The following is a 22,562-nucleotide window of genomic DNA, read 5'->3' as shown; positions in this document are numbered from 1 at the left end:
CACCGGAAGTAGGACGCCCCCGATGACGGCAACACCCCTGACGACTGTGCCCCTGACGACTGCGCCCCCGCCCGTGCTGCCGGCGCCCGTACTGCCGGCGCCCCCGGACGACGCGGCCCGCCTGCGCGAGGCGGCCGCGTTCGTCGAGGAACAGGACACCGCCACCCTGCTCCGCCGCCTGCTGCCCGGCCTCGCCGGCCCGGAGCTGCGAGCGCTGGCGGACCACTGCCGCTTCGCGCACGCCGCACTGCTCGTCTTCCCGCCCGACGAGGCGACGCTCCGCGCCCACCTGACCGCCTGCGGGCTGGCCCCGGACACCCCCTCGTACCCGAGCACCGTCGTGCGGCAGCGCCTGGCCCGCCGGCACGGGCGCGGCGAGGCCGAACTCGACGTCAGGATCCTGCGCCCGCCGGTGCCCGGGCCGCGCCGGGAGCAGCGCACGGTCGAGGTGTTCGCGGTGACCGTGCCGCCGGGCTCGGACCTCGTCGCGATCGCCGCGCACGAACGCGCCCACCGGCACGAGGCGCACGTCGCCTTCGAGGTCGCCCGCCCGGACCCGCTGGTGCTGAGCGGCCTGTGCTCGCTCCTGGCCCGGTACGGCGCCGTACCGGACGGCGGCGGGTACAACCCGCACGAGGACGGTACGGTCCTCTACTTCGCCGCCCCCGCCCACGCCACGGCCGGGTACCGGCGGGTCGAGCTCCACGCCCGGGGCGACCACCCGACCGTGCTCGCCACCCACCTCTACACGGAAGGCGCGGACGGCGCCGACCTCGCGGGTGCGGAAGGCGCAGGTACGGAAGGCGCGGACGCCGGGAACACGGGAGCCGGACACACCGGCGCGGACCGGACGGCCGAAGCGCTCCTCCAGCTGCTGACCGGCGCGTGGACCACCCAGGCCCTGGCGGTCTGCGCACAACTGCGGCTGCCCGACGCCCTGGACACCCGCACCCCGGCGGGCCCGCAGGCACTGGCCCGTACGGTCGGAGCCCACCCGCGCAGCCTGGCGACCCTCCTGCGCTACCTCGCGATGGTGGGCGTGACGGCCAGGGAGGGGGACGGTTTCCGGCTCACCGAGCTCGGCGCCCTGCTGCGCACCGACGCCCCCGGCTCGATGCGGCCGCTGGCCCTGATGTACGGCGGCCCGTTCTACCGTTCCTTCGGCGCCCTGGGCCACACCGTGCGCACCGGCGAGGCCGGCTTCGACCACCTCTTCGGCGAGAACCACTTCGAGCACTTCGCCCGGGACCCTGAGCTCGCCGAACTGTTCGACCGGTCGATGGCCGCGAGTTCGCGGATGTTCGAGCCGGTCCCCGCCCACCCGGTCCTCGTCGCCGCGGACGGAGGGGCGCGCCCGGCCACCGTCGTCGACGTCGCCGGTGGCAACGGCGAACTCCTGGGACGCGTCCTGGCCGCGCACCCGCACCTGCGGGGCGTCCTGCTGGAACGCCCGCACGCCGTGGACGCGGCACGCAGGCTGCTCGACGCGGCGGGCTGCGGCGAGCGCTGCACCTACCGCAGCGGCGACTTCGCGGACGTCCCGCCGGGCGCGGACGTCTACCTGCTGTCCCGGGTGCTGCACGACTGGGACGACGCGCGCTGCCGCGAGATCCTGCGCCACTGCGCCCGCGCCATGCCCGCCCACGCCGACCTGCTCGTCATCGAACGCCTCCTGCCCGAGGACGGCTCGACCTCCCTGGCGACGGCGTGGGACCTCCACATGATGTGCAACACCGGCGGCCGCGAACGCCGCGCCGACCACTACGCCCGTCTGCTGGCCGACGCCGGCCTCCGCCTGGTGGACCACTCGCCCCTGCCGCTGGGCGCCGCCGTCCTGCACGCCCGCAGGGCCGTCAGCGGACCCGATCGAGCGGGGGGAACCGCGTGATCTCCTCGTCGAGCCAGGTGTAGGTCTCCAGGTAGGACAGGTAGCCGGCGTGGGCGAAGACGAGCACTCCGCCGATGGGCTGCCCGTCGGCGCCGAGGACTTCGGCGTCGGCGACGACGGAACCACCGGTGACGGGAGCGGCCTGCGCGAGGGTCTCGTCCAGCCCGAGTCCGATGCTGGCGCAGGAGCACGTGCAGTGCCCGGTCACCCGCAGGTGCGGGATCTGCGCCCGCAGAGCGCGGTGGGCGGGGGTGTCGCCGCTGAGGAGTGCCTCCAGCAGCTCGACGGCTTCTGCGGGTACGCGATCACTGGTCGTGCTGGTTTCCATGACCCGACCTGACCAGCCGACCAGGTCGGACGTCAAACCGGATTCCGGCACATACGGTGCCCCACCTGGCCCCGCGGGCCACGCGACCCACCCGACGGCCCGGCCCCGAGGCTGTCCAGTGCCGCATCAAGCAACGTTCGCCCTCTCGTACGTACGGTCGTTTCATGAACATCAGCGGACAGCCCGGGCTGGATGAGATCGAGGAGCGATTTGTCGCGGTCCTGGACGGGGAGATCATCGCGACCAGGACCGCTCCGTCCCGCAACCGGCCGATCTCCTCCGTGGAGGGGACGTTGACCTTGAGTACGACCTCCGCGCCCCAGGCGTCGCCGATCCTCGCGCCCGCCCCGGCCGCCGACTCCACCACCACCTGGTAGCCGAGGCCCAGCAGTTGGCGGACGGTGGCCGGGGTGGCGGCGACCTGGGGTCGCACGAGCGGAATCGGCGGTACCTGGTGACGACACCCCCTGCGAAGTGGCAAGCTGGCCGGGACACGACCAAATGGGGGGTAGACATGCCAAAGAAGGGCCCAAAGGGCGAGTACGCCGAAAGCAAAACCGAAGCGGAATCGATCCTTCGGAGCTACTGCCAGTCCATCTCGTTCGACCCGGAGGGCCTCAGCGACAAGGACTGGAGCGCCGTGGTCAGGGTCGCCTGCGACCCTCGTGAGGGCCTCGACCCGGCCCGACAGATCCTCTCCGACGACAAGATCCAGGAGTTGCGCGGAGCGGCGCAGGCCGTGCGCCAGGCGAGGCTGGACGCCGACTCCGCCGATCTCCTCAACCAGATCCAGGCGGACGGCCAGTTCAACGGCTCGCACGTGGAGGACATCCTCAACCAGTTCTGCCACTCCTATGTCGTCGCGGGTGAGCGCAACCCGACGCTCTCGGTCGAGTACAACGGTGCCGACTACGAGACCCTGCGCACCCTCTGGGCGGCGGCGCAGGGCATCTGCGACGACGCTGTGGCGGCCGGGGCCGCGGCCCCGTTCTTCACCAACTTCCATTCCTCTCCGGCGCAGAACAAGCAGGCCGCAGGCAAGGGCAACGTCGGAGCCACCCTGGACTCGCGCACATGGCAGGGAAACCTCCTGGTCAATCTCGGTGGCGCCACGTTCAACATGCACATCAACATCAAGAACTAGTGCCGCATCAGGCGGGCCGTGGCCAGGGCCAGCGCGCGGTCGAGCGCGTCCCCGGCGTCGCACGGGACGTCGGGGCGCACGCCCGTCCCCTCCCAGTTGGTGCCCGAGACGGCGTTGACGCCGCGGGCGACCGGCACGGAGAGCTCCAGGTGCGGGTGCACCGTCCAGCCTTCGCGCGGGTGGGCGCCGCCGCGGGTGGTCTCGCCGACGATCTCGGCGCGCTTCAACTGCTGCAGGTCGTAGGCGAGTTCCTCGCCCGCGGAGAACGTGTCCCCGCTGGTGAGCACGTAGAGCGGCTTGCTGCCGCCGAAGCGGGCGCCCGGCACGAACGAGGGCGTCCAGAACTGCTCGGCCACCTCGCCCTGGCGCTTGAGCAGGGTTTGGAGGTGGGTGCGGCCGTCGATCAGGTAGCCGCAGACGAAGGCGACCGTGTTGGGGTCGCCACCGGCGTTGCGGCGCAGGTCGATGATGAGGGCGCGGGCCGGGGCGACCAGGGAGAGCGCCGCGGTCAGCGGCTGCGCCGCCCAGTCCAGCGGGAACATGTGCGGTGCCAGCTCCAGGAGCGCGACGCCGCCGTCGAGGAGTTCCACGCGGGGTACCCCGCCCAGGGAGTCGTCGAACTTCCGGCGCATCTCCGCCATCACCGCGGCGCCCTGGTGCTCCGGCACCGGCTCCGCGTGGTACTTGAGCGCCAGGTGGAGGTCGCCGTTGACGGACCGCAGGTCGGCGGTGACCGCATCGGCCAGCTCCTCGGCGGTTCCGGCCGGGTAGGCGCCCTCGGAGCTGCGGCGCCGCAGCAGGTCCGCCAAGTCCCGGGCGACATCGGGGAAGACGTAGTTCTCGGCGAGCAGGGCGGCGATGGACTCGACGGCGGTGGTGGTGGCAGCGGTGTCCAGCGCGGGAATCGCGGTGATGGCAGTCATGGCAGAGAAGTAGACCAGCGGCTTGCCAAAGCGTCAACAGCACTTAACACTTGATTCCGTGAACCAGCCATCAGCAGACGACGCCCAGCAGATCGACACACCCCTGCAGCACGCCGCGCTCGCCCACCCCCTGCGCCAGCGCCTGCTCTTCGCCCTGAGCGGCCAACCGTCGACGATCAGCAAGCTGGCCGCACAGCTGGGAGTGAACAAGGGCAGCGTCTCCCACCACCTCAAGGTGCTGCGCGAGGCGGGACTGGTCCAGGAGGCCGGGACCCGGCAGGTCCGCGGCGGCACCGAGCAGTACTACCGGCGGACCGCGGAGCGCCTCAACGTCGCCGAGCCCCAGGCCGAGGGCATCGCCGCACTGCTCGGCGCCGTCGCCCAGGAGGTGGACCGCTCCCCCGTCGAGCACACGCTGTCCCTGCGCCACATCCGGCTCAGCCCGGCCAAGGCGGCCCGACTGGCCGAGGCCCTGGCCCGGCTGGTCGACGAGGCGGAGGAGGACTCGCCGGACGAGCCGGTGCACGGCGTGCTGGTGACGCTCTACCAGCAGGCGGGCCCCACACCGCGCCCCCGCCCCTGACCACCCCACCCCGCCACACCGCGCCACACCGCGGCCCCGCTCCCAGCCGCCCCGCCTCGACGCCCGGTCCGGCAACAACGGTTCTGTCCACGCCCACTGCGCGCCAGCCAACGGCCCGACCAGACCGACGATCCGGTGATCGGAAAGGAACACCCCAGGCGTCGCCTCAGTGTCCGCCGCGGACCACCGCCAACCCGCCGACCCGGGTCGTGATGCCCGCCGGCCCGCGTCGGGCCGAAGCGAGCACGCTGGCCGGTCGACCGAGCGTGTCACCCTGCTCCACCTCGATCGCGACCGTCTGCGCGCCCGTCGTGTCGAGCAGGTGGGCGGCCAGGCAGCCGGTGCTGTTGGCGTTGGCGACGTCCTCGTCGACACCGATCGCCGGCGCGAACATCCGCGCCGCACCCGGCCGGTCGCCCACCGGCGGCACGTACACGAAACAGCCGAGGAGCCCGTACCGACGGCACGCCGCTGTCAGCCTGCCGAGGTCCGGGCGGACGCGGAGCAGCGCCGACCGGTCGTGGACCGGTACCAGCATGCGGGGTGCGCCGGGCGCGGCGATCCGTGGCGCGTCGGTCGGATGCGGGTCGTCCGCGGTGAGCCCGAGCGCGGCGACGATCGCGGCGCGCTCGTCCGGTGCCGGGTGGCGCAGCGCGACGAGGCCCTGGTCGAACCACACCTCGACGCCGGTGGGGCGGCGGATCGCGACGGTGTCGAACGTGCGCCCGCCGGTGTGTTGGCGGTCGTTCAGCTCGCCCAGCGCGGTGCGGGTCAACCGGACGGCCTGCGCGGCGACGGTGCCATGGCCGCAGCCGGACAGTTCGGCGGTGGCGGTGAAGAACCGGACCGGCCGGCCACCGTCCGGCGTCCGCTCCGGGCCGAGGAACGCCGCGTGCGAGGTGCCGGCCGCAGCAGCGACCGCACGCCGGTCCGCGTCCGTCGCCGCGGGGTCGTCGTCGGTGACGGCCGTGGGACTGCCGCCCCGGCCGTCGCGCCGCACGCACGCATCGACCACCGTGACATCAGGCCAGGGCATCGGCCCGGGTATTGGACGACTCCCGCCAGGCCCGGCCGACCACGCCTTCACCACGTCCTGATTCCGGCTTCGTGGGCGACGACCCGACCGTCACGGGACAGGACGCGCCCGCCGCCGGCCACGGCGGGCGTTCCAGCCCGTCCGCGCAGGCGGAGGCCCGGCCTCATCCGACCCTTGCCGAGTGTCCGCCATCCGCCGGTGCCGTCGGCGTCAGCAGCAGACTGAGGTCGAACGCCGGCGCGCTGTGGGTGAGGGCACCGACGGATATCGCGTCGACTCCGGTCGCCGCGACGGCCCTGACCGTGTCCAGTGTGATGGATCCGGACGCCTCAAGTCGGGGCCCTTCCGACCCTCGCAGTGCCACGATGTGCCGCATGTCCTCGATGGACATGTTGTCCAGCATGATCCACTCGACTCCGGCGCGCAGCGCCTCGACGGCCTGGGCGATCGACTCGACCTCCACCTCGACGGCGACGCCCCGCGTGTTGCACGCGCGCACTGCCGCGATCGCGGCGCTCACGCCGCCCGCCGCGGCGATGTGGTTCTCCTTGAGCAGGACCATCGCCGCGAGGTCGAGCCGGTGGTTGCCCGCTCCGCCGGCGGCGACCGCGGCCTTGTCGAACGCTCGTAGCCCGGGCGCTGTCTTGCGGGTGTCCAGGATCCGTACCGGAAGCCCGGCCACCGCTTCCGCGAAGGCGGCGGCGGTGGTGGCGATGCCGGACATGCGTTGCAGGAAGTTCAGAGCCGTCCGCTCGCCGGTGATGATCTCTCGTGCGGGTCCTGCCAGCGTGAGCAGGTCCTGCCCGGTGTGGACGCGGTCGCCGTCCTGAACGTGCTCGGTCACGACGACGTCGCTGCCGAGCTGCCGGTACACCTCGGCGGGGATCGCCGTGCCGGCGATCACGCCGTCTTGGCGGGCGACGACGCGCGCCTGGGCGTGGGTGCCGTCCGGCACCGCCCAGCGGGTGGTGATGTCGTCCTCGGCGCGGTCCTCGGCCAGGGCGCGGCGCACGGCGTCCGCCATGGTGCCGACGGCGACCGCCGCATGGTGCGCCGGGTGCGGGGCCGGGGCACCGCGTTCGGGGCTAGAGATATATAAAGCATTCATATAAATATTGTATGCTTCACGCATGAGCCGCCGTCAAGACACCACTGGTAGCGCTTCCACCGCGATCGGGTCGGCCCTCTACGGGCTGGCCACCACGACCGTGAGACGCCTTCCGCGCGACATGAGCATCACGTCCGCCGCCACCCTGGCCACCCTGCACAGGACCGGCCCGCGACGCATCACCGATCTGGCCGCGATCGAGGGTGTCACCCAGCCCGCGATGACCGTGCTGGTCCGGGTCCTGGAGGAGTCCGGACTGGTCGAGCGGAGGGGCGACGCCTCCGACAAGCGGGTCACGCTGGTGTGCCTGACCGAGGCCGGCGCGTCGTCCGTCCAGACGCGGCACCAGTCGGGCGTCGATGCGTTCGCGCGGCTGGTCGACGACCTCGCCGACGACGAGGTCGAGGCCCTGATGGCGGCACTTCCGGCGCTGGCGCACCTGGCAGAGCTCGAAAGCCAGGACCGCGAAGCCCCGAAGCGGTGACGGGGCCCACCCCGGAGCGCTCCGAGGCGCGGCCGCTGGTCCCCGCCCTCATGTTCATCGCCCTGGTCGTGGCGGCGGTCGCCAGCCTCGGGCGCCGCTGATCACGGGACTTGGGCCTCACACTGGCTCCGGTCGGAAGCGGCCAGCCTGTCCTGCAGGTGTTCAAGAACTGCACCTTGCGCATCGACGGATCCGAGGCGCGCCTGCGTCACTGACTTGGCGAGCGGCGATTCTGCCGGAGTCGTCGCACGGGGAGACCTACGAGGTTCCGCAGAGTGAGGCGGAGTGGCTGATCTGCGCTGGCCTGGCCGTGCCGCTCGGACCTGTGCTCGTTGAACTGCTGACCGGGCTCCGGATCGACCGGACCCCGGTCGGGGCGGGCATGCAGGTGGTGATGCCCTCCGACGTCGGGGGGTACCTCATCGCGCAGGGCTGGGGCGCAAGGTCGAGACCGGACACCGGGTCGGCGGCGGCCGGCAGCTTGTCGGGCTCAGCATCTCCCAACTCCCGCGCACAGATGAGTTGTTGAGCGAATGGCCATCGTGGATGCGACCCGAGTGGAGGCAGCCGGCCGGACGTGCACTGCAGGACGACAGCGACCTGTCGTGGGTTCCGGTCCGCTGCCGCTCCTGCCCGCGCTACTCGTACGTACCGAAGGACAGGCCGCTTGCCAGTCCCGAGCGTGATTCACGTTCGGACGCCTGGCTGGTCCGCTGTACAGAATGTCGGCGGCGCACCTGACGTGGCCGCACTGGGTAATCCAATCGCCCCGCCTCCCTCGCCCATGCACCACGAAGCCCGCGCTACCGGGGTTGCCTCCGGAGTCGTGCGGCGAAGGGGCCGCGTTGCCCACAAGTAGCCACAGCCGACAAGGGGCGTGGGCTCACGCGGTGTCAATCCGGAGGAATCGGTACGGCATTCCAGATGTCGAGGGGGTCGTACGGGGCTCCGACTTCGCAATCCTGCAGGATTACGTGGCCGAAGTGTGGGCCAAAGCCCGGTTGGGCTTCTAGGCAGACCTTAAATCCAGGGAATCCAGGGAAGTCGCCGAACACCTCCTTGCTCTGGAATACCCAGCCGCCCCCGACCGGCACCGCCTCGAACACGGTTTGTGGCCCGTTGCACGGGGTCAGAACGATCAGAGGATGAACAGTGTTCGCGTAGCTGATGCATTGCCCGGTCAACCTGTTTTCGAGCTTGACGTCGCCTATATCGCCCGACACGAGCAGAGCTTTCCAGCGCTGCTGATCCGTTATGGAGGGCCCGTTCAAGCGAATGGTTCCGTCGACCTGGAACGTTTCTGACAGCACATCCATGGCGCGGACGGAACCAATTTGGTCTCGTACAGTGGTCCGTATTTGGAACCAGCCGGCTGGCGGGTAGGCGTTGGCGGATGTTGCCGAGAGAGGGATTAGACCTCCGGACAGGATCAGGATTGCTGCCAGTCTTGGAATAATTCTTCGGCCCGGCATTCGCCTGTTCATCGCTGTCCCCTCTCGTGAGAATGAGGGAAATTCGACGTGGCGGCTGATCCGGTCAAACCTAAGGCGATGTCAGGGTTCCGGTAGATCGAGCACTGGGGCAGCTCGGCCACGTCGCTTCGGCCGTAGTTGGCATAGCCGCCTTAACCACCGTATCGCCAGCCTGGCGATGCTGCGAGGGGTGTCCCTGCTGAAACGTGGCAGGCTGGTGAAAAGGCGTCGCGCTGGGGACCTCTGGGCACTAGCGTGCGGCGGCGTGGACGTAGAAGATCCCAAGGACTTGGTCCGGCGCGGGTATGACCTGCTGTCGACGCGCTATGAGCGCGCATTCGGCAGCGAGACGAAGTACGGCTCGTGGATCGGGCAGCTGCTTGACCGGATCCCGGATACGGCCACGGTCTTGGATGTCGGGTGTGGGACCGGTGTTCCGGTGGCCCGCTCGCTTGTCACGGCCGGTCACCGCGTCACTGGTGTCGACATCAGCGAGGTGCAGATCCGCAGGGCCCGGGAACTGGTGCCGGATGCCGACTTCATCCGGGCTGACGCCACGGCTCTGGAGCTTCCGCAGGAGAGCTTCGATGCTGTGGTCTGTTTGTATGCGCTGATCCACATTCCGTTGGAGGAACAGCCCGCCCTGCTGGAGCGGATCGCTTCCTGGCTTCGGCCGGGGGGATGGTTCCTGGGCACCACCGGGCACCAGGCCTGGACCGGGACTGATGAGGACTGGCTCGGCGGCGGGGTCGCGATGTGGTGGAGCCACGCGGACGCCGCCACGAACCGCTCCTGGCTCGTGAAGGCCGGCCTCGACGTGGTCCACGAAGAGTTCGTGCCCGAGGGGAAGAGCGGCCACGTCCTGTTCTGGGCTCGGCGAACCGCAGTGTGAACAGGTGACACTTGGCCGACTCTCCCTCGGGCCACGGTGCCGCCGGACCAGCTCGGGAAGGATCCTCGTTCCGCCTCGCCGCGTGATCACCCCCGAAGGACTTCCGGAGCCGACCACTTAGCCCGGACGGGCGTTTCGGCCCGGAACGGCAGCGGGGCAGTCAGGTGGCTTTCCCCGGCGTCCGAATAGCGTGGAGGAACCGGTACAGCACCGGCCGGCCGCCGCTCCACGGACCGGTGGCCCGAAGCAGGTGCCGGCGGAGTGCGGGGGCCGCCGCGCCCAGAGGATTCGGATCGGGCACATGGAACAGCACGCAGAGACGGACACGGTCGTCCTCGTTCACGGCCTCTGGATGACACCCCTCTCCTGGGAGCACTGGGTCGCGCGCTACGAGGCGCGCGGCATGAACGTGCTCACGCCCGGCTACCCGGGCATCCGGCCCGGCCCCGAAGGCGTCGACGCGCTCCGCAGGGACCCGTCCCCGCTGGCGGGGCTCGGCGTGCGGGAGGTCTTCGACCACCTCTCGGAGTTCGTCGAGGCGCTCGACACCAAGCCGATCATCATGGGCCACTCCTTCGGCGGCGCCTTCGTCCAGCTCCTCCTCGACGCCAGCTACGGCTCGGCCGGGGTCTCCATCGACGGCGCGGGGGTGAAGGGCGTGAAGGCGCTGCCGTTCAGCGAGATCAAGGCGACCTTCCCGGTGCTGAAGAACCCGGCCAACAAGAGCCGCGCGGTGCCGATCACCGAGAAGGAGTTCCACTACGCCTTCACCAACAACCTGACCGAGGAGGATTCCAAGGCGGTCTACGACCGCTACTCCGTCCCGGTCTCCGGCCGCATCCTCTTCCAGGGCGGCTTCGCCGCCGTCACCCCGCACGCGGCGACCACGTACAACTTCGCCAACGACGACCGCGCCCCACTGCTCTTCATCGCGGGCGGCAACGACCACATCCTGCCCCCGGCCGTGCAGCACGAGAACTACGAGAGGAACGCCAAGCACTCCCAGGCGATCACCGCCTACAAGCTCTTCGACGGCCGCAGCCACTACACCTGCGGCGAGGACGGCTGGGAGGCCGTCGCCGACCTGGCGCTCGACTGGGCCCTGGCGCCCACGCCCGGAGAGCTCGACGAGTCCTGACCCACCCGTTCCACGTGGCGCCCCGACGGAGCACGCCCGGTGTCCTGACGGAGACGAGCACCGTCCGACACCGGCGTGCGGTCAGGAGCGCCGTGGCCCTCGGGGCGGTACTGCCGAGGCCTTCCACCTTCGGGGCTCGCGGCGCCGGTCGGACCCTAGAGCATGACCAGCAGCTTGGTGCCCGGGACGAGCTTGCGGTTGACGGACGTCGACTGGACGAACACGGTGTACGAGGGGTTGTCGCCGGGCTTCACCGCGACCTCCGAGGCCGGCAGGCCGAGGAGCGCGCGGGCCGCCGGACCGGAGAACACCTTGCCCGTCATGCGGCCGGTGACCGGGTCCTTCTCGGCGACGGCGAGCTGCTTGCGGCCCTGGATCTTCTCGCGCTTGGACAGCTCGTAGTAGGCGCAGCCGGTCTTGTAGGTGTGCCCGGAACCGGTGACGAAGTCGCGGATCGGCATGGCCTCGTCGACCGGGACCAGGATGTACTTGCCGGCGTCCAGGGCGTCGAGGCTGGCCGTCACGTCGGCGCTGCTGAGGTCCTGACCCATGGTGAAGAGGTTCCGGGTGCCGCGCACGCCCTTCTCGCGGCCGCGCAGGAAGCTGGTGGCGGCCGTCTTCACGGTGCCGATGGCCTCCTCGACGCCCTTGGTGGAGTCCGCGTCCCAGATCGCGATGTTGCCCGCGGGGAAGCCGTACTCCTGGGCGGTGCGCTTGGCCAGGGAGTTCGGGACGAGGATCGCCGACGTCCAGTGGTCGGGGAGGTCGTCCATCGCGCCCTTGATGCGGCCCATCCAGGTCTTCAGGACGACCTTGCCCTCTCCGCCCATACGGGTGTGCATCGAGCCGACCTCCGAGTAGCCGGAGGCGTTCTCCTCGCCGTCCGTCACGACGACCTGGAGGAAGGAGTGCTCGCCGTAGCCCTCCCAGATGTTCTTCAGGTCGTCGACCGACTTCACGGCCGCCTCGATCAGCGCCGTCGCGCCGTTGTCGACCTTGTAGAGGCCGCGCAGGGACGGCAGGTGCTTGACGTCCATGTCCCAGACCAGGTTGTGCACCTGGTGGTCGAACGCGTAGAGGCTGATCCGGGTCTCGTGGCCGAGCCGGTCGGACTCCTCCTGGAGGCCCTTCACGAATTCGTCCACCACGCGGATGAGCTGTGCCTCGTGCTGGCGCATCGAGCCGGACTTGTCGACCACGAGCGAAACGTGGTTGACCTTGTGCTTGATCCTGTTCGCGGACATGCTTCTCCCCTTTTCCAACACGCTTTTCGACGCCATTTCCGGCGCCTTCCAGCGCGCCCCTCCGACGTTGGTTACACACTACGGCGAGGCACTGACAGTCGGCCCTGACCTGGGAGTTCGTCCGGTCATCCGAAGACCGCCGGGCGAATGGATCCGACTCTCCGAGGTGCTTTCCACGACGCGCCGCGGGACCTCCCGGGAAGCGAATTCCGGGAACTCCGCTCCGCGGAGCGGATCCTGGGGCAGAATCACCGGAAGTCAGGGGGAACGCGTCGAGGGGGGAAGGGCCAGGGATGGGGATCTTCAGCCGCAAGAACCGGGACCGGGCTGCCGCACCGCAGGACACGCACCAGGACGCGCCGCCGCGGGAGGAACCGCAGGACGCACCCCCGCGGGAGGCACCACAGGACGCGCCGCAGGACGCATCGCCGGGCGTGCCTCGGGACGCGCTGCCGGGCCTGCCGCCGGAGCTGGTCGGGCAGGGCGGATCCTGGATCTACGAGGTCGCCGGCGAGTACTCCACGGAGACCTGGGCGCCGCCCGAGTCGATCCGGCGCTGGTGGGAGGTGGACCGCGACGGCAACGTCATCGGCGGGCCCGTCGAGAACGAGCACTTCGGCCCGCCCCAGGACGACCTCACCCGTGCGACCGACCCCGACGGGCCGTTGGGCTGGCTGACCGACCCGGAGACGGCCGTCCGCCAGTGGCTGGCCGTCGCGCTCGAACGGATCGTCGAGGGCGTCGAGATCCACTGGCTCAAGGTCATCGACACCCCGGTCGTCCTGGCCGGCAACGACGCGTCCGACTTCGCCCCGCCGGACTTCGGCCAGGACCCGCCGTCCCGGATCGGCGTCGCCGTCCCGGTCGGCTTCGGGGGCCAGGTGGACGGCCACGACCCGGCGGTGGCCTGGGGCCTGCTGCTGTGGGTGATGGTGACCGACGGATCGGACGAGAACCTGCAGAACGTCTGGCTCCGCTACGAGGTCGAGGTGGATCGCGCGGCCGAGAGCCTGCGCATCGTCCTCCAGGCGCCCGACATCCAGTTCTGAGGAGATGCCCGTGGCGGCCTGCGGCGGCCTGCGGGGGCCTGCGCCGGACCCCCACCCGGGTCGGCCTCCCGTGGGACAGCGCGGCCCGGACGGTAAACGCCCGGGCCTGCGAACGCCACTTCCGGGCAGCCGCCCAGGCACCCGGACCGGGAGCCCGCCGAGGGCGGCCCGACCCCGGAAGGCACACCGCATGATGGATCCCCTGACCCTGCTGCTCCACGGCCCCGTACCCGCGGTGCCGGAACCCGCCGACGCCCGCGCCCGGCCGGCCCGCGCCGAGCCGGCGTCGGACAGGCCGGCGTCGGACAGGCCGGCGTCGGGCGGGGCCCGGTGAGCGGGGAGCCCACGATGCCGTTCGAGGAGGCATACCGGCTGTACCACGGCCGGCTCCTGCGGGCGACGCGCCGGCAGGCCGCCGAGCTGGGCCTGTCCGAGCGGGACGCCGACGTCGAGGCCGTCGTCCAGGACACCTTCGAGGAGGCGCTGCGCGTCTGGGACACCGTCAGGATCCCCTGGGCCTGGCTCTACACGGTGGCCCGGCGCCGGATCGCCCGGTGCGTCCCGGCGGCGGTACGCCGGGCGCACGGGGAACCGGCGCAGCACGCCGAGCAGGGGGCGGTCCGCTGGAGCACGGCCGCGCCGGCGGCCGACGCCGAGGACTTCGCCGCCGCGCGGGAGGTCACCGCCTTCATCCGGCGGATGCCGCAGCAGCGGCAGCAACAGGTGGCCTACCTCCGGTACGTCATGGGCTGGGACTTCACCGAGATCGCCGAGCAGCTGGGCTGCCGCCCGGCGACCGCGCGCGTCCACGCCCTGCGCGTGCGCAAACGCGTCGCCGAACTGGCGGCCCTGGGGCACACCGTGGACGAGGCGATGACGGTCGCGGACCGCGACCGCGGCTCGGTGTCGATCGACTTCGTCCTGGCGACGGGTGTCGCCTTCGGGGTCCTCGGAGTGCTCGTCCAGGCCGGGCCGCCGTGGGCATGTGCGGTGCTGGGGGGCGTGTCGCTGGTCGGCCTGGTGGCGTTCTCGGTCCGGGCGACGGCCGTGCACGAAAACGGGCGGGAGGACGGGCGGGAGGACGGACGGGAGGACGGGCGGAGCGCGCCCCCCGAGAACCGCGGTGACGCGGGTGGCCCGGAAGGGCGCCGTACGGGCGGCGGCGAACCCCGAGGGGCAGGAGGACCACCCTGACCGCGCTCTCCACCGGCCGCAGTGCCTGCCCGGGCCGGCGCCGCCCGTCTGCCCGCCTGCCCGTAGCCCGTCAGCCCGTCAGCCCCTCGGCGGTCCACCAGGCGCGGGGGTCGTCGCAGCCGCCGACGGCGAGCCGCTCGCCGTATCCCTGCTCGACGAGGCAGCCGCCCCGGTGGGCGTGGAGCCGCAGCCGGAGGGAGGTCCGCCCATCGGACGGGCCCGGCTCCGGGGGTCGCAGGGGCGCGTGGTCGTCCTCGACGCGCCACCCCTGGCCGGCGTCCTGCTGCCCGTCGTCGGGCCGTTCCCGGGAGAGGTAGACCGAGCCGTCCGGGTCGGCGGTGAGCAGGAGGGGCCCGCCCGCGTCGTCGTCGGTGCTCGCCAGCGGGGAGCGGACGGTCACCTCGCCGTCGGGGGCGGGCCGGACAAGCCATTCCTGGCCGTCCTCTCCGCTCTCCGGTATGGCGACCACCGCGGCGCCCTCGGCCGCGCGGGAGGCGTCGACCCCGGCCGCCGCCATGCGCAGCGACGCCGGCCAGGAGGTCAGGGTGCCGAATCCGCTCGGCTGCCGGGGCTCGGCCTCCGGAGGTACGGCCCGCAGTCGGGCGGCCGGCTGCTCGGACGGGCTCCCGGTCCGGTCGTCCGGCTCGCGCAGCAGGGCTCCGCCGTGGCCGGCGGGCTGCTCGGGGCCGACGGTCGTGGCGGGTGGCGGTGCTTGCGTCCGCGGCGCCGCCGGGTTGTCCTGACGGATCATCAGGAGACAGGTGAGCAGGGCGAACGCGGTGGTGGTCTGCGCGGCGACGCGCGCGGGGCTGTGGGACAACTGGTCTTTCCTCCCCGGCAGTTCGGTATGCGGCGGGCGCCCGTGCCGCCGCCCGGACCGGGGTCCGCGCGGCGGCACGAGCGGCGGCACGGGAGCCGGCCGCCGTCAGGCGCCGTCCGGTATAACGGCCGACGCGGCCAGGAGGGACGTCCTCGCGGTGGCATCGGCCGGCGCATTGGTGTCACCGACTTCGCAGCGCCTGCGGCGATGCCGCACAGCGGACGGCGCCTGATCGTGCCGGAGCGGGGGCCGGGGAGCTCGCCGACGGCCCCGCACCGACCCCACAGCGGCCCCGCACCGACCCCACAGCGGCTCGGCGACATCGACCCCGCACCGGCCCTGCAGCGGCCCCCACCAGGCCTCCAGCGGCCCTGCGACACACCGGCCCGCCGGCGTCTCACAGGCGCAGGTGGGACGCCCCGTTGAGGTCGAGGATGGTGCCGGAGGCCCAGGTGGCCTCGGGCGAAGCCAGGTAGAGCACGGCCGCGGCGACCTCCTCCGGGGTGCCGACCCGGCCGAACGGGCTCTGGGCGCGCAGGGCCTGCCCGGACGGGCCGGCCAGGCGGTCGGCAACCCGGTCGGTGGCGGTGAACCCGGGGGCGACCGAGGTCACCGAGATGCCGTGCGGGGCCAGGGCGACGGCCAGGGACTGGCCGAGGGCGTGCAGCGCGGCCTTGCTCGCGCCGTACGCGGGGTGGTCCGGCTCGCCGCGGAAGGCCCCCCGCGAGCCGATGTGCACGATCCGGCCGGGTGCGCCGCGGGCGATCATGCGGCGGGCCACGCAGTAGCCGAGGTTCGCGGCGCCGAGCAGGTTGACGTCGACCATCCGCCGCCAGACGCGCTGCCAGTCCTCGTACGACACCTCGGCCACCGGGTGGGCGTTCGCCGCCGAGGTGGCGACGGCGGCGTTGTTGACCAGGACGTCGACCCCGCCGAGCGCCTCTTCCGCGTGCTCGGCGATGCGCTCGGCCGCGGACGGGTCGCCGAGGTCGCCGTCGACCAGGACGTGCCCGTCGCCGGGCAGCGCGGCCAGGGTCTGCTCGGCCTGCTGCCGGTCCGTCGCGTAGTGCACGGCGACGCGGTCGCCCCGGGCGGCGAACGCCTGCGCCACCGCTCGGCCGATGCCCCGGGAGGCGCCGGTCACCAGGACGCCCCTCATCGGGCGAACATCCGGGTCTCGTCGCGGAACGCCTTGAACTCCAGGGCGTTCCCGGCCGGGTCGAGCAGGAACATCGTCCACTGCTCGGCGGGCTGCCCGGCGAAGCGCAGGGACGGCTCGACGACGAACGCGGTTCCGGCCTCGGTCAGTCGCCGGGCGAGGACCTGGAAGGCGTCGACGTCCAGCACCAGCCCGAAGTGCGGTACGGGGACGGGGCGGCCGTCCACGGTGCCGTGCCCGGCGGGCTCGGGGCGGGAGCTGCCGGCCTCGGTGCGGGAGCCGGCGACGAGGTGCGTCACCAGTTGGTGGCCGTGGAGGTCCCAGTCGACCCAGCCGTCGGTCGAGCGGCCCTCGGGGAGGCCGAGCACGCTGCCGTAGAACACGCGGGCGCGGGCCAAGTCGTCGACGGGGATGGCGAGATGAAAGGCAGGACGAGTCATGGTTCCCCACCTTGATCCCGGCACCCATCCAATGTCAACATTCGGACATGAACGATGAACCCCTGCGGAAGGCGGTCCGGCGCGGGCTCGCCGACGAGGTCGCCGACCGGGTCCGCGACGCGATCCTCGACGGGCACTACCCGCCCGGCTCCCCGCTGCGCGAGGTCGAGCTCGCCGAAACGCTGGGCGTGAGCCGCGGGGCCGTGCGCGAAGGCCTCGCGCAGCTGCAGCGCGAGGGGCTGATCCGCACCGGCTGGCACCGGCCGACCACCGTCGTCGCGGCGACCGCCGTCGACGTCGAGGAGGTCTACCGCGTCCGCGCCGCGCTCGACCGGCTGGCCGCCGTCACCGCGATGAGCCGAGCGACGCCGGCCCAGCTCGACCGACTCGACCGGCTCGTCGACGAGATGGCCGCCGAACTGGCCGCCGGCGCCGGGGTCCCGCGGCTGCTCGCCCTCGACATGGCCTTCCACGACCGGATCTACGAGGCCGCCGGGAACGGCCGCCTCACCGCCGCCTGGCAGGCCGTGCGGTCCCAGGTGTTCCTCTTCCAGCTGCAGCGGGTCTCGCTCGCCCAGGGCGGGTACCGCGCACTGGTCGTCGACGAGCACCGCGAACTCGCCCGGCTGCTGCGGGCGGGCGGTGACGAGCAGGAGCTCGACCGGCTGGCCGCCGAACACGTCGACACCGCTCGCCGCAGCCTGTTGGCCCTGCTGGCGGACCGGCCGACGACCGGTCAGCCGCCCACGGAGCCGACGGCGTCCCCCTGAAGGGCGCCGTGCGGGAGCGCGCGTGCGGGAGAGTGCCCTACGGGACGGCGCCCTGCGGGAGGGCGTCCAGCAGCGCGGACTGCCGGGCGGTCAGCCTGCCCTCCGTCCGGGCCCTGTCCTGCTTGCGCAGCCAGGTGCCGGGGCGGAACGCCGGATCGGCCGGGCCGCCGGTGCGGTTGACGGGCCCGGTGAGGGTGCCGCCGCCCTCCAGGTAGGCGAGCAGGCGCCGGTACGAGCGGTTCCAGTCCGGCTCCAGCCGCCACAGCCCGTCCAGCGCGTCCAGCTTCGCCCCCTGCTCCCCGGCCAGGTTCTCGGCCCGGCGCTGGCGGCGCATCCACGCGCCCACCGCGTAGCCGTCCAGCTTGGCGGTCGCCGGGATCGCCAGGTGGCCGTGCCGGTGCTGGAAGGCCCTCGCGTACGCGTAGCCGCGTTCCCAGGCGCCCGCGTGCTTCGACCAGATCATGCCGAGCGCGTCCAGTTCGGACACCCGGGCGGGGTCGAGCAGGCCCTGGCCGCGCAGGTGGCGCTGCCGGGCGAGCCAGGAGACCAGCCCCCCGTGGGCGGTCCGGTCGGTGGGGTCGAGGTGGCCGTGCTCCAGGTGGAACACCGCCGCCACCGCGTACATGCGCTGCCACTCGGCGGCCCGCGGGTTGAACACCCGGAGCTTCACGGCCCGCAGGATCGTGTCGGCGTGGCGCCGGGCGTCGATCCGCAGCCACTCGACCGGCGACTGCGGCGGCGGCACGGGCCGCTGCTCCGTCGCGGCGGCCTCCGCCCCGACGGCATCCGCCCCGACGGCGTCCCCCTCAGCACCGGCCCGCTCAACGCCGGCCCGCTCAACGCCGGCCCGCTCAGCGGCCTCCCCCTCGACGGCCCCCTCGGGGCCGGTGGCGGCGGCTGCGGCTGCGGTGTGCTGCGGCTGGGCGCGGTGGGCGCGCAGCTCGGTGATCCGGCCCACCACCCGGGCGTCGTGCGCGGCCAGCGCCCGCAGGACCCGCCAGATCGTCCGGAAGGAGCTCGCCTCGATCTCGGCGTCGGCCTCCGCCTTCACCGCCTCCCCCGCGTCGCGGACCTCGGCCGGGTCCGCGGCCGCCGTGTCGTCTCCGGCCGCCGGCGTCGGCAGGTAGACCGGGATGACCACCCACGACACCTTGCCCTGGCGGTAGGACTGGCGCAGCGCCCGGCCCACCGCCTGCACGATGTCGATGACGCTCGACTTCGGGTCGGCGAAGCAGACCGCGTCCACCGCGGCAATGTCGATGCCCTCCGACAGCAGCCGGGAGTTCGCGAGGATGCCGCACTCCTCGCCCTCCTCGCCGAGCCGTTCGCCGGTGTGCGCCTTGAACTCCTCGAACGCGGCCCGGCGTTCCCGCAGCCGGTCGGTGCCGGCCACCGCCTTCGCCCAGATCCGCTCCGGCCGGTCCGCGTCGTCGAGCAGCTCGGCCGCCCCCGCCAGGGTGCCGGCGAACTCGCGGGCCGCGGCCACCCGGGAGTGGAAGGTGATCACGCGGCGCAGCTGGAGGTCGGCGACCGCGCGCAGCACCGCGATCTGCAGGGCCAGGCGCAGCAGTTCCTCGTTGGTGCGCTGCGAGCGCAGGTCGGCGACGGCGGGCAGGTTGAGCAGGTCGCGCAGGTCCTCGTCCGTGACCACCGGCACCAGCACCCGGTAGTCGGCGAGGAAGCCGTGCTCGATGCCCTGCCCGAGGGTCCAGGTGTAGACGGTCGGGCCGTAGATCCGCTCGTCGTCCATCGAGCAGAGCGCGGGCAGGGTCTCGCCGGTGACGTCGTCCAGGCCCGCCGTCGCCGTGCGGTCGTCGGCGATCCGCGGCGTGGCGGTGCAGTACAGCCGGCGGACGGCGGGGACCTGCTCGTCGTCGTGGACGGCCGCCCACGCCTTGCCCTCGGAACCGGCCGTACGGTGCGCCTCGTCGACGACCACCAGGTCCCAGGCCCCGAGCCCGAACTGCCGGTGGGCCTGGACGATCCGCTCCAGCGAGGCGTACGTCGCGTACACGGTGACCGGCTCCCCCGGGCCCGCCGAGGCGACCAGGTCCGCGATCCGCGCGGCCTGCGTGGACACCTCCGCCCTGACCCGGCCGCCCGCCTCCGCGCTCTCCAGCGCCTCCTCCCGCGAGCAGGCCGCCACCGCCAGTCCCCGCCGTCCGCCCCGCAGCGACCACGCCTCGGCCGTCTGCTCCAGCAGCTCGATCGTCGGCACCAGCACCAACACCCGTCCCCGGGCCGCCAGTCGACGCGCGCACGCGGCCGCGATCAGCGTCTTGCCGGAGCCGGTCGCCGCCACCACCGTCGCGCGGCCGCCCGCCTTCACGGCCCTCACGGCGGCGGAGGTGGCCTCCTTCTGGAACCAGTGCAGGGGCACCGGGTTCACCGCCGGGGCACCGGGCGCCTGCCCCGGGACGGTGGTCCCGGTGGCGGCGGCGGTCGTCAGGGTGTCCACGGCGCGGGTCTCTCCTTAGTTCCTCTGATGTTCCTCTGTGACGGCCCGGGCGGGTCCCTCAGGACGACGACGACCGGGCGAGGATGCAGAACTCGTGGCCCTCCGGGTCGGTCAGGCACCGCCACGGGACGTCGCCCTGGCCGATGTCGAGGTCGTCGGCGCCGAGCGCCCGCAGCCGGGCCGACTCCGCCTCGTGATCGTCGGCGGGGTAGCGCAGCAGGTCGACGTGGACGCGGTCCGGCACGGTCTTCACGTCGGGCGTGCGGATGAACTCCAGGTACGGGCCGACCCCCTTGGCGGAGCGGAACACCGCACTGTCGTCGGTCACCTCGTGCAGGGTCCACTCCAGCGCCTCGCCCCAGAACCGCGCCATGGCCCGCGGATCCGCGCAGTCGACCACCACCGCGGCGATCGGCCCGGTGTCCCGGTACACCTCCCGGGGCTCCAGCACGCAGAACTCGTTGCCCTCCGGATCGGCGAGCACCGTCCACGGCACCTCGCCCTGGCCCACGTCGACGGGCGTCGCCCCGAGCGCCCGCAGCCGGGCGACCAGCTCCGCCTGGTGGGCCGCGGACGTGCTGGCGAGGTCGAGGTGCACCCGGTTCTTCACCGCCGTCCTGGGCTCCGGGACGGCGACCACGTCGACGCAGATCCGCTCCGGGTCCCGCCAGTCGATGCCGACGCGGCCGACGTTGGTCTCGCCGGGCTGCGCGCTGGAGACGCTCCAGCCGAGCGCCTCCGCCCAGAACCGGCCGACGGCGGTGTCGTCAACGGCCTTGATGTTCACCAGAACGGGTCGAAGTCCCATACCGACGATCCTAGGGCCCGCCTTCGGGCCCCCATCGTCCGCCCGAAGGGCGGGTGGGGCGGGGACGGCGCGTCGGGGAGCGTCCCCGCAGGCGCGGGTTCGACGACGGGCCCTACGCGTCCGCCCTGCTGGCGTCGGCGCCGCCCGCCGGGAGCGGCGGACCGGGGAGCAGCGGGCCGGGAACCGGCAGCCCGGTGGCGGCGCCGGTGAGGTGGCGGTGGATGCCGTCGAGGAAGCGGGCGACGGTGCGGCCGGCGGTGCCGGTGTCGGGGTGGCGCGTGCGCAGGAACAGGCCGTCGCGGGTACGCGAGAACCAGAGCTGGACGGTGTCGGTGACGCTGGCGCGGCTGAGGTGGTGCGGGTTACGCGCCCGCGGGGGCTCTCCTGTCGTGCTGACCGTGCGGTAGTCCAGGTGGGAGAGCATGAAGACGTCCCCGCCGGTGGGCCGCAGCCGGTCGCCGAGGGCGGCGACCGTCTCGCCCAGCGGCAGCCCGGCCGTCTCCCGGGAGCGGCGGAACGCCGCCCGGGCGGCGGGGAGCGCGGCGGTGAGGGTGCCGGCGCCGCCGAGGTCGAGGGTCAGCGGCGCGACGGTGGTGAACCAGCCTATCGAGCGGGCCGTCTGCGGTCGGTGGCGGGTGTGCAGGGGCACCAGCAGCCGTAGGGGCGCGGGCGTGCCCGCGGCGCGGACCGCCAGCGCGGTGGCGGCGAGCAGGCCGGTGAACAGGGTGCCGTCGGCCTGCCGGCAGCGGTGTTCGAGCGCCGCCGTCCCGGCTGCGTCCAGGAGGCGGCGGTGGTCGCTGCGCTGGGACGGCGCGCTCCCGCCGGGGTCCGTGCCGAGCGGCAGCGGGAAGCTCGGCAGGGCGCCGTCGCCCTCGGCGAGGAACTGCTCCCAGACGTCCAGCGCGCGAGCGCGGGCCCGGGCGCGGGCGGGGCCGCCGGGCTCCGGCGGGTGGACGGTGCGGCCGCCGGGCTCCGGCGGGTGGACGGTGCGGTGGCTGCTCGCCCGTCCGGCGGTCGGGGCGAGGCGGGGAGTGCGGCCCCGGGTCAGCGCGTCGAGGATCTCGGTGAGCTCCTCGGCGGCGATCGCCAGGGAGTGGGCGTCGGCGTGGCAGTGGTCGAACCCGCAGACGACGGTCGTGCTCGCCTCGCGAAGGACGGCCGCGCAGGCGTACGAGGGCCAGGCCAGCGGGCGGCAGGCCCGGTCGAGGAGCGCGGTGAGCCGCTCCCGTACGCCGTGGTGGGCCAGGTGGTCCTGCTCCTCGTCGGCGCCCACCTCGACGACGGTGAAGGCGAGGGAGTCCGCGGGGACGGCGAACCGTTCCACCCGGTCGTCGGGGCCCGTCCGCAGTCCGCTGCGCAGGGTCGGGTGGCGGCGGGCGAAGCGGGTGAACCCGGCGGCCAGCACGGCGGGGTCGGCCCGGAACGGCAGGTCGAAGGCGCACGCGAGCCAGTTGCGGGCCTGCGGGCGGTGCAGCGCGGAGGCGAGGTGGAACCGCTCGTTGGCGCCCGGCGGTTCGCCGGTCGCCCGGGCACCCGCCGCCGCGGCGACCGTCGCGGCCGTCGGCGCCAGGACGACCAGCCGGCCCGGGGGCGGCCGGTAGTCGTCGACCGTGAGGACGTGCAC

General features: G+C 73.1%; 22 protein-coding genes. 9 read left to right on the top strand and 13 right to left on the bottom strand.

Annotation, left to right across the window (positions count from 1 at the left end):
- The first annotated feature begins 22 nt into the window (after positions 1–22).
- Complete coding sequence (locus ABT048_RS07615; protein WP_350520384.1) at positions 23–1,888, top strand: methyltransferase; 1,866 nt, start codon at positions 23–25, stop codon at positions 1,886–1,888.
- Here ABT048_RS07615 and ABT048_RS07610 read toward each other — a convergent pair.
- Both ABT048_RS07610 and ABT048_RS41670 read right to left on the bottom strand, forming a co-directional pair.
- Positions 1,854–2,216, bottom strand: a complete 363-nt coding sequence (locus tag ABT048_RS07610) for a hypothetical protein (protein WP_350520383.1) — start codon at positions 2,214–2,216, stop codon at positions 1,854–1,856. The genes ABT048_RS07615 and ABT048_RS07610 overlap by 35 nt on opposite strands.
- On the bottom strand, positions 2,194–2,580 hold the full coding sequence (locus ABT048_RS41670) for a hypothetical protein (RefSeq protein ID WP_502893982.1): 387 nt from the start codon (positions 2,578–2,580) through the stop codon (positions 2,194–2,196). The genes ABT048_RS07610 and ABT048_RS41670 overlap by 23 nt, the downstream gene beginning before the upstream one ends.
- A gap of 276 nt (positions 2,581–2,856) precedes the next feature.
- Between ABT048_RS41670 and ABT048_RS07600 the strand changes: the two genes are divergently transcribed.
- On the top strand, positions 2,857–3,360 hold the full coding sequence (locus ABT048_RS07600) for a hypothetical protein (protein WP_350520382.1): 504 nt from the start codon (positions 2,857–2,859) through the stop codon (positions 3,358–3,360).
- On the opposite strand, the gene ABT048_RS07595 is transcribed toward ABT048_RS07600, so the two are convergent.
- Complete coding sequence (locus ABT048_RS07595) at positions 3,357–4,283, bottom strand: S41 family peptidase (protein ID WP_350520381.1); 927 nt, start codon at positions 4,281–4,283, stop codon at positions 3,357–3,359. The two genes, ABT048_RS07600 and ABT048_RS07595, sit on opposite strands and share 4 nt — an antisense overlap.
- A 58-nt stretch (positions 4,284–4,341) precedes the next feature.
- Here ABT048_RS07595 and ABT048_RS07590 point away from each other — a divergent pair, with 58 nt between their 5' ends.
- Positions 4,342–4,866 carry an ArsR/SmtB family transcription factor gene (locus ABT048_RS07590; RefSeq protein WP_350520380.1) on the top strand — a complete coding sequence of 175 codons (525 nt, stop codon included), beginning with the start codon at positions 4,342–4,344 and terminating at the stop codon, positions 4,864–4,866.
- Positions 4,867–5,032: 166 nt separating this feature from the next.
- Here ABT048_RS07590 and ABT048_RS07585 read toward each other — a convergent pair whose 3' ends face one another.
- A complete protein-coding gene (locus ABT048_RS07585) occupies positions 5,033–5,902 on the bottom strand; it encodes a PhzF family phenazine biosynthesis protein (protein WP_350520595.1) in 870 nt (289 codons plus the stop codon).
- A gap of 163 nt (positions 5,903–6,065) precedes the next feature.
- Positions 6,066–7,034: a carboxylating nicotinate-nucleotide diphosphorylase gene (gene nadC, locus ABT048_RS07580; protein ID WP_350520379.1), complete on the bottom strand. Its 969-nt coding sequence runs from the start codon at positions 7,032–7,034 to the stop codon at positions 6,066–6,068.
- Between nadC and ABT048_RS07575 the strand changes: the two genes are divergently transcribed.
- Positions 7,033–7,494, top strand: a complete 462-nt coding sequence (locus ABT048_RS07575; RefSeq protein WP_350520378.1) for a MarR family winged helix-turn-helix transcriptional regulator — start codon at positions 7,033–7,035, stop codon at positions 7,492–7,494. The two genes, nadC and ABT048_RS07575, sit on opposite strands and share 2 nt — an antisense overlap.
- Positions 7,495–8,387: 893 nt before the next feature.
- On the opposite strand, the gene ABT048_RS07570 is transcribed toward ABT048_RS07575, so the two are convergent.
- A complete protein-coding gene (locus tag ABT048_RS07570; protein WP_350520377.1) occupies positions 8,388–8,810 on the bottom strand; it encodes an RICIN domain-containing protein in 423 nt (140 codons plus the stop codon).
- 421 nt (positions 8,811–9,231) lie between these two features.
- On the opposite strand from ABT048_RS07570, the gene ABT048_RS07565 reads away from it, so the two are divergent.
- Together ABT048_RS07565 and ABT048_RS07560 are read left to right on the top strand one after the other, a co-directional pair.
- A complete protein-coding gene (locus ABT048_RS07565) occupies positions 9,232–9,858 on the top strand; it encodes a class I SAM-dependent methyltransferase (protein WP_350520376.1) in 627 nt (208 codons plus the stop codon).
- Positions 9,859–10,159: 301 nt separating this feature from the next.
- Positions 10,160–10,996 carry an alpha/beta hydrolase gene (locus ABT048_RS07560; protein WP_350520375.1) on the top strand — a complete coding sequence of 279 codons (837 nt, stop codon included), beginning with the start codon at positions 10,160–10,162 and terminating at the stop codon, positions 10,994–10,996.
- A 155-nt stretch (positions 10,997–11,151) separates the two neighbouring features.
- Here the strand turns inward: ABT048_RS07560 and ABT048_RS07555 are convergent, their stop codons facing one another.
- Positions 11,152–12,240: a vWA domain-containing protein gene (locus ABT048_RS07555; protein ID WP_350520374.1), complete on the bottom strand. Its 1,089-nt coding sequence runs from the start codon at positions 12,238–12,240 to the stop codon at positions 11,152–11,154.
- Positions 12,241–12,533: 293 nt separating this feature from the next.
- On the opposite strand from ABT048_RS07555, the gene ABT048_RS07550 reads away from it, so the two are divergent.
- Together ABT048_RS07550 and ABT048_RS07545 are read left to right on the top strand one after the other, a co-directional pair.
- On the top strand, positions 12,534–13,289 hold the full coding sequence (locus tag ABT048_RS07550; RefSeq protein WP_350520373.1) for a hypothetical protein: 756 nt from the start codon (positions 12,534–12,536) through the stop codon (positions 13,287–13,289).
- Between the two features lie 348 nt (positions 13,290–13,637).
- Positions 13,638–14,483 carry an RNA polymerase sigma factor gene (locus ABT048_RS07545; protein ID WP_350520372.1) on the top strand — a complete coding sequence of 282 codons (846 nt, stop codon included), beginning with the start codon at positions 13,638–13,640 and terminating at the stop codon, positions 14,481–14,483.
- Positions 14,484–14,553: 70 nt separating this feature from the next.
- On the opposite strand, the gene ABT048_RS07540 is transcribed toward ABT048_RS07545, so the two are convergent.
- The 3 genes from ABT048_RS07540 to ABT048_RS07530 form a co-directional block, all read right to left on the bottom strand.
- Positions 14,554–15,303, bottom strand: a complete 750-nt coding sequence (locus tag ABT048_RS07540; RefSeq protein WP_350520371.1) for a hypothetical protein — start codon at positions 15,301–15,303, stop codon at positions 14,554–14,556.
- 397 nt (positions 15,304–15,700) lie between these two features.
- Positions 15,701–16,462, bottom strand: coding sequence for an SDR family NAD(P)-dependent oxidoreductase (locus tag ABT048_RS07535; RefSeq protein WP_350520370.1), 762 nt, complete (start codon positions 16,460–16,462; stop codon positions 15,701–15,703).
- Positions 16,459–16,902, bottom strand: coding sequence for a VOC family protein (locus ABT048_RS07530; RefSeq protein WP_350520369.1), 444 nt, complete (start codon positions 16,900–16,902; stop codon positions 16,459–16,461). The genes ABT048_RS07535 and ABT048_RS07530 overlap by 4 nt, the downstream gene beginning before the upstream one ends.
- Positions 16,903–16,949: 47 nt before the next feature.
- Here ABT048_RS07530 and ABT048_RS07525 point away from each other — a divergent pair, with 47 nt between their 5' ends.
- A complete protein-coding gene (locus ABT048_RS07525) occupies positions 16,950–17,672 on the top strand; it encodes a GntR family transcriptional regulator (RefSeq protein WP_350520368.1) in 723 nt (240 codons plus the stop codon).
- A 37-nt stretch (positions 17,673–17,709) separates the two neighbouring features.
- On the opposite strand, the gene ABT048_RS07520 is transcribed toward ABT048_RS07525, so the two are convergent.
- From ABT048_RS07520 to ABT048_RS07510, 3 genes are all read right to left on the bottom strand, one after another.
- Entirely contained in the window at positions 17,710–20,130 is a 2,421-nt protein-coding gene (locus ABT048_RS07520; RefSeq protein WP_350520367.1) for a DEAD/DEAH box helicase, read from the bottom strand.
- A gap of 58 nt (positions 20,131–20,188) precedes the next feature.
- A complete protein-coding gene (locus ABT048_RS07515) occupies positions 20,189–20,938 on the bottom strand; it encodes a VOC family protein (protein ID WP_350520366.1) in 750 nt (249 codons plus the stop codon).
- Positions 20,939–21,050: 112 nt separating this feature from the next.
- Positions 21,051–22,562 carry a hypothetical protein gene (locus ABT048_RS07510; RefSeq protein ID WP_350520365.1) on the bottom strand — a complete coding sequence of 504 codons (1,512 nt, stop codon included), beginning with the start codon at positions 22,560–22,562 and terminating at the stop codon, positions 21,051–21,053.

The organism is Kitasatospora sp. NPDC096140 (assembly GCF_040303045.1).
Taxonomy (GTDB): domain Bacteria; phylum Actinomycetota; class Actinomycetes; order Streptomycetales; family Streptomycetaceae; genus Kitasatospora.
Note: the sequence above shows the minus strand (reverse complement) of the source record. Positions and strands in the feature narration are given on the sequence as shown.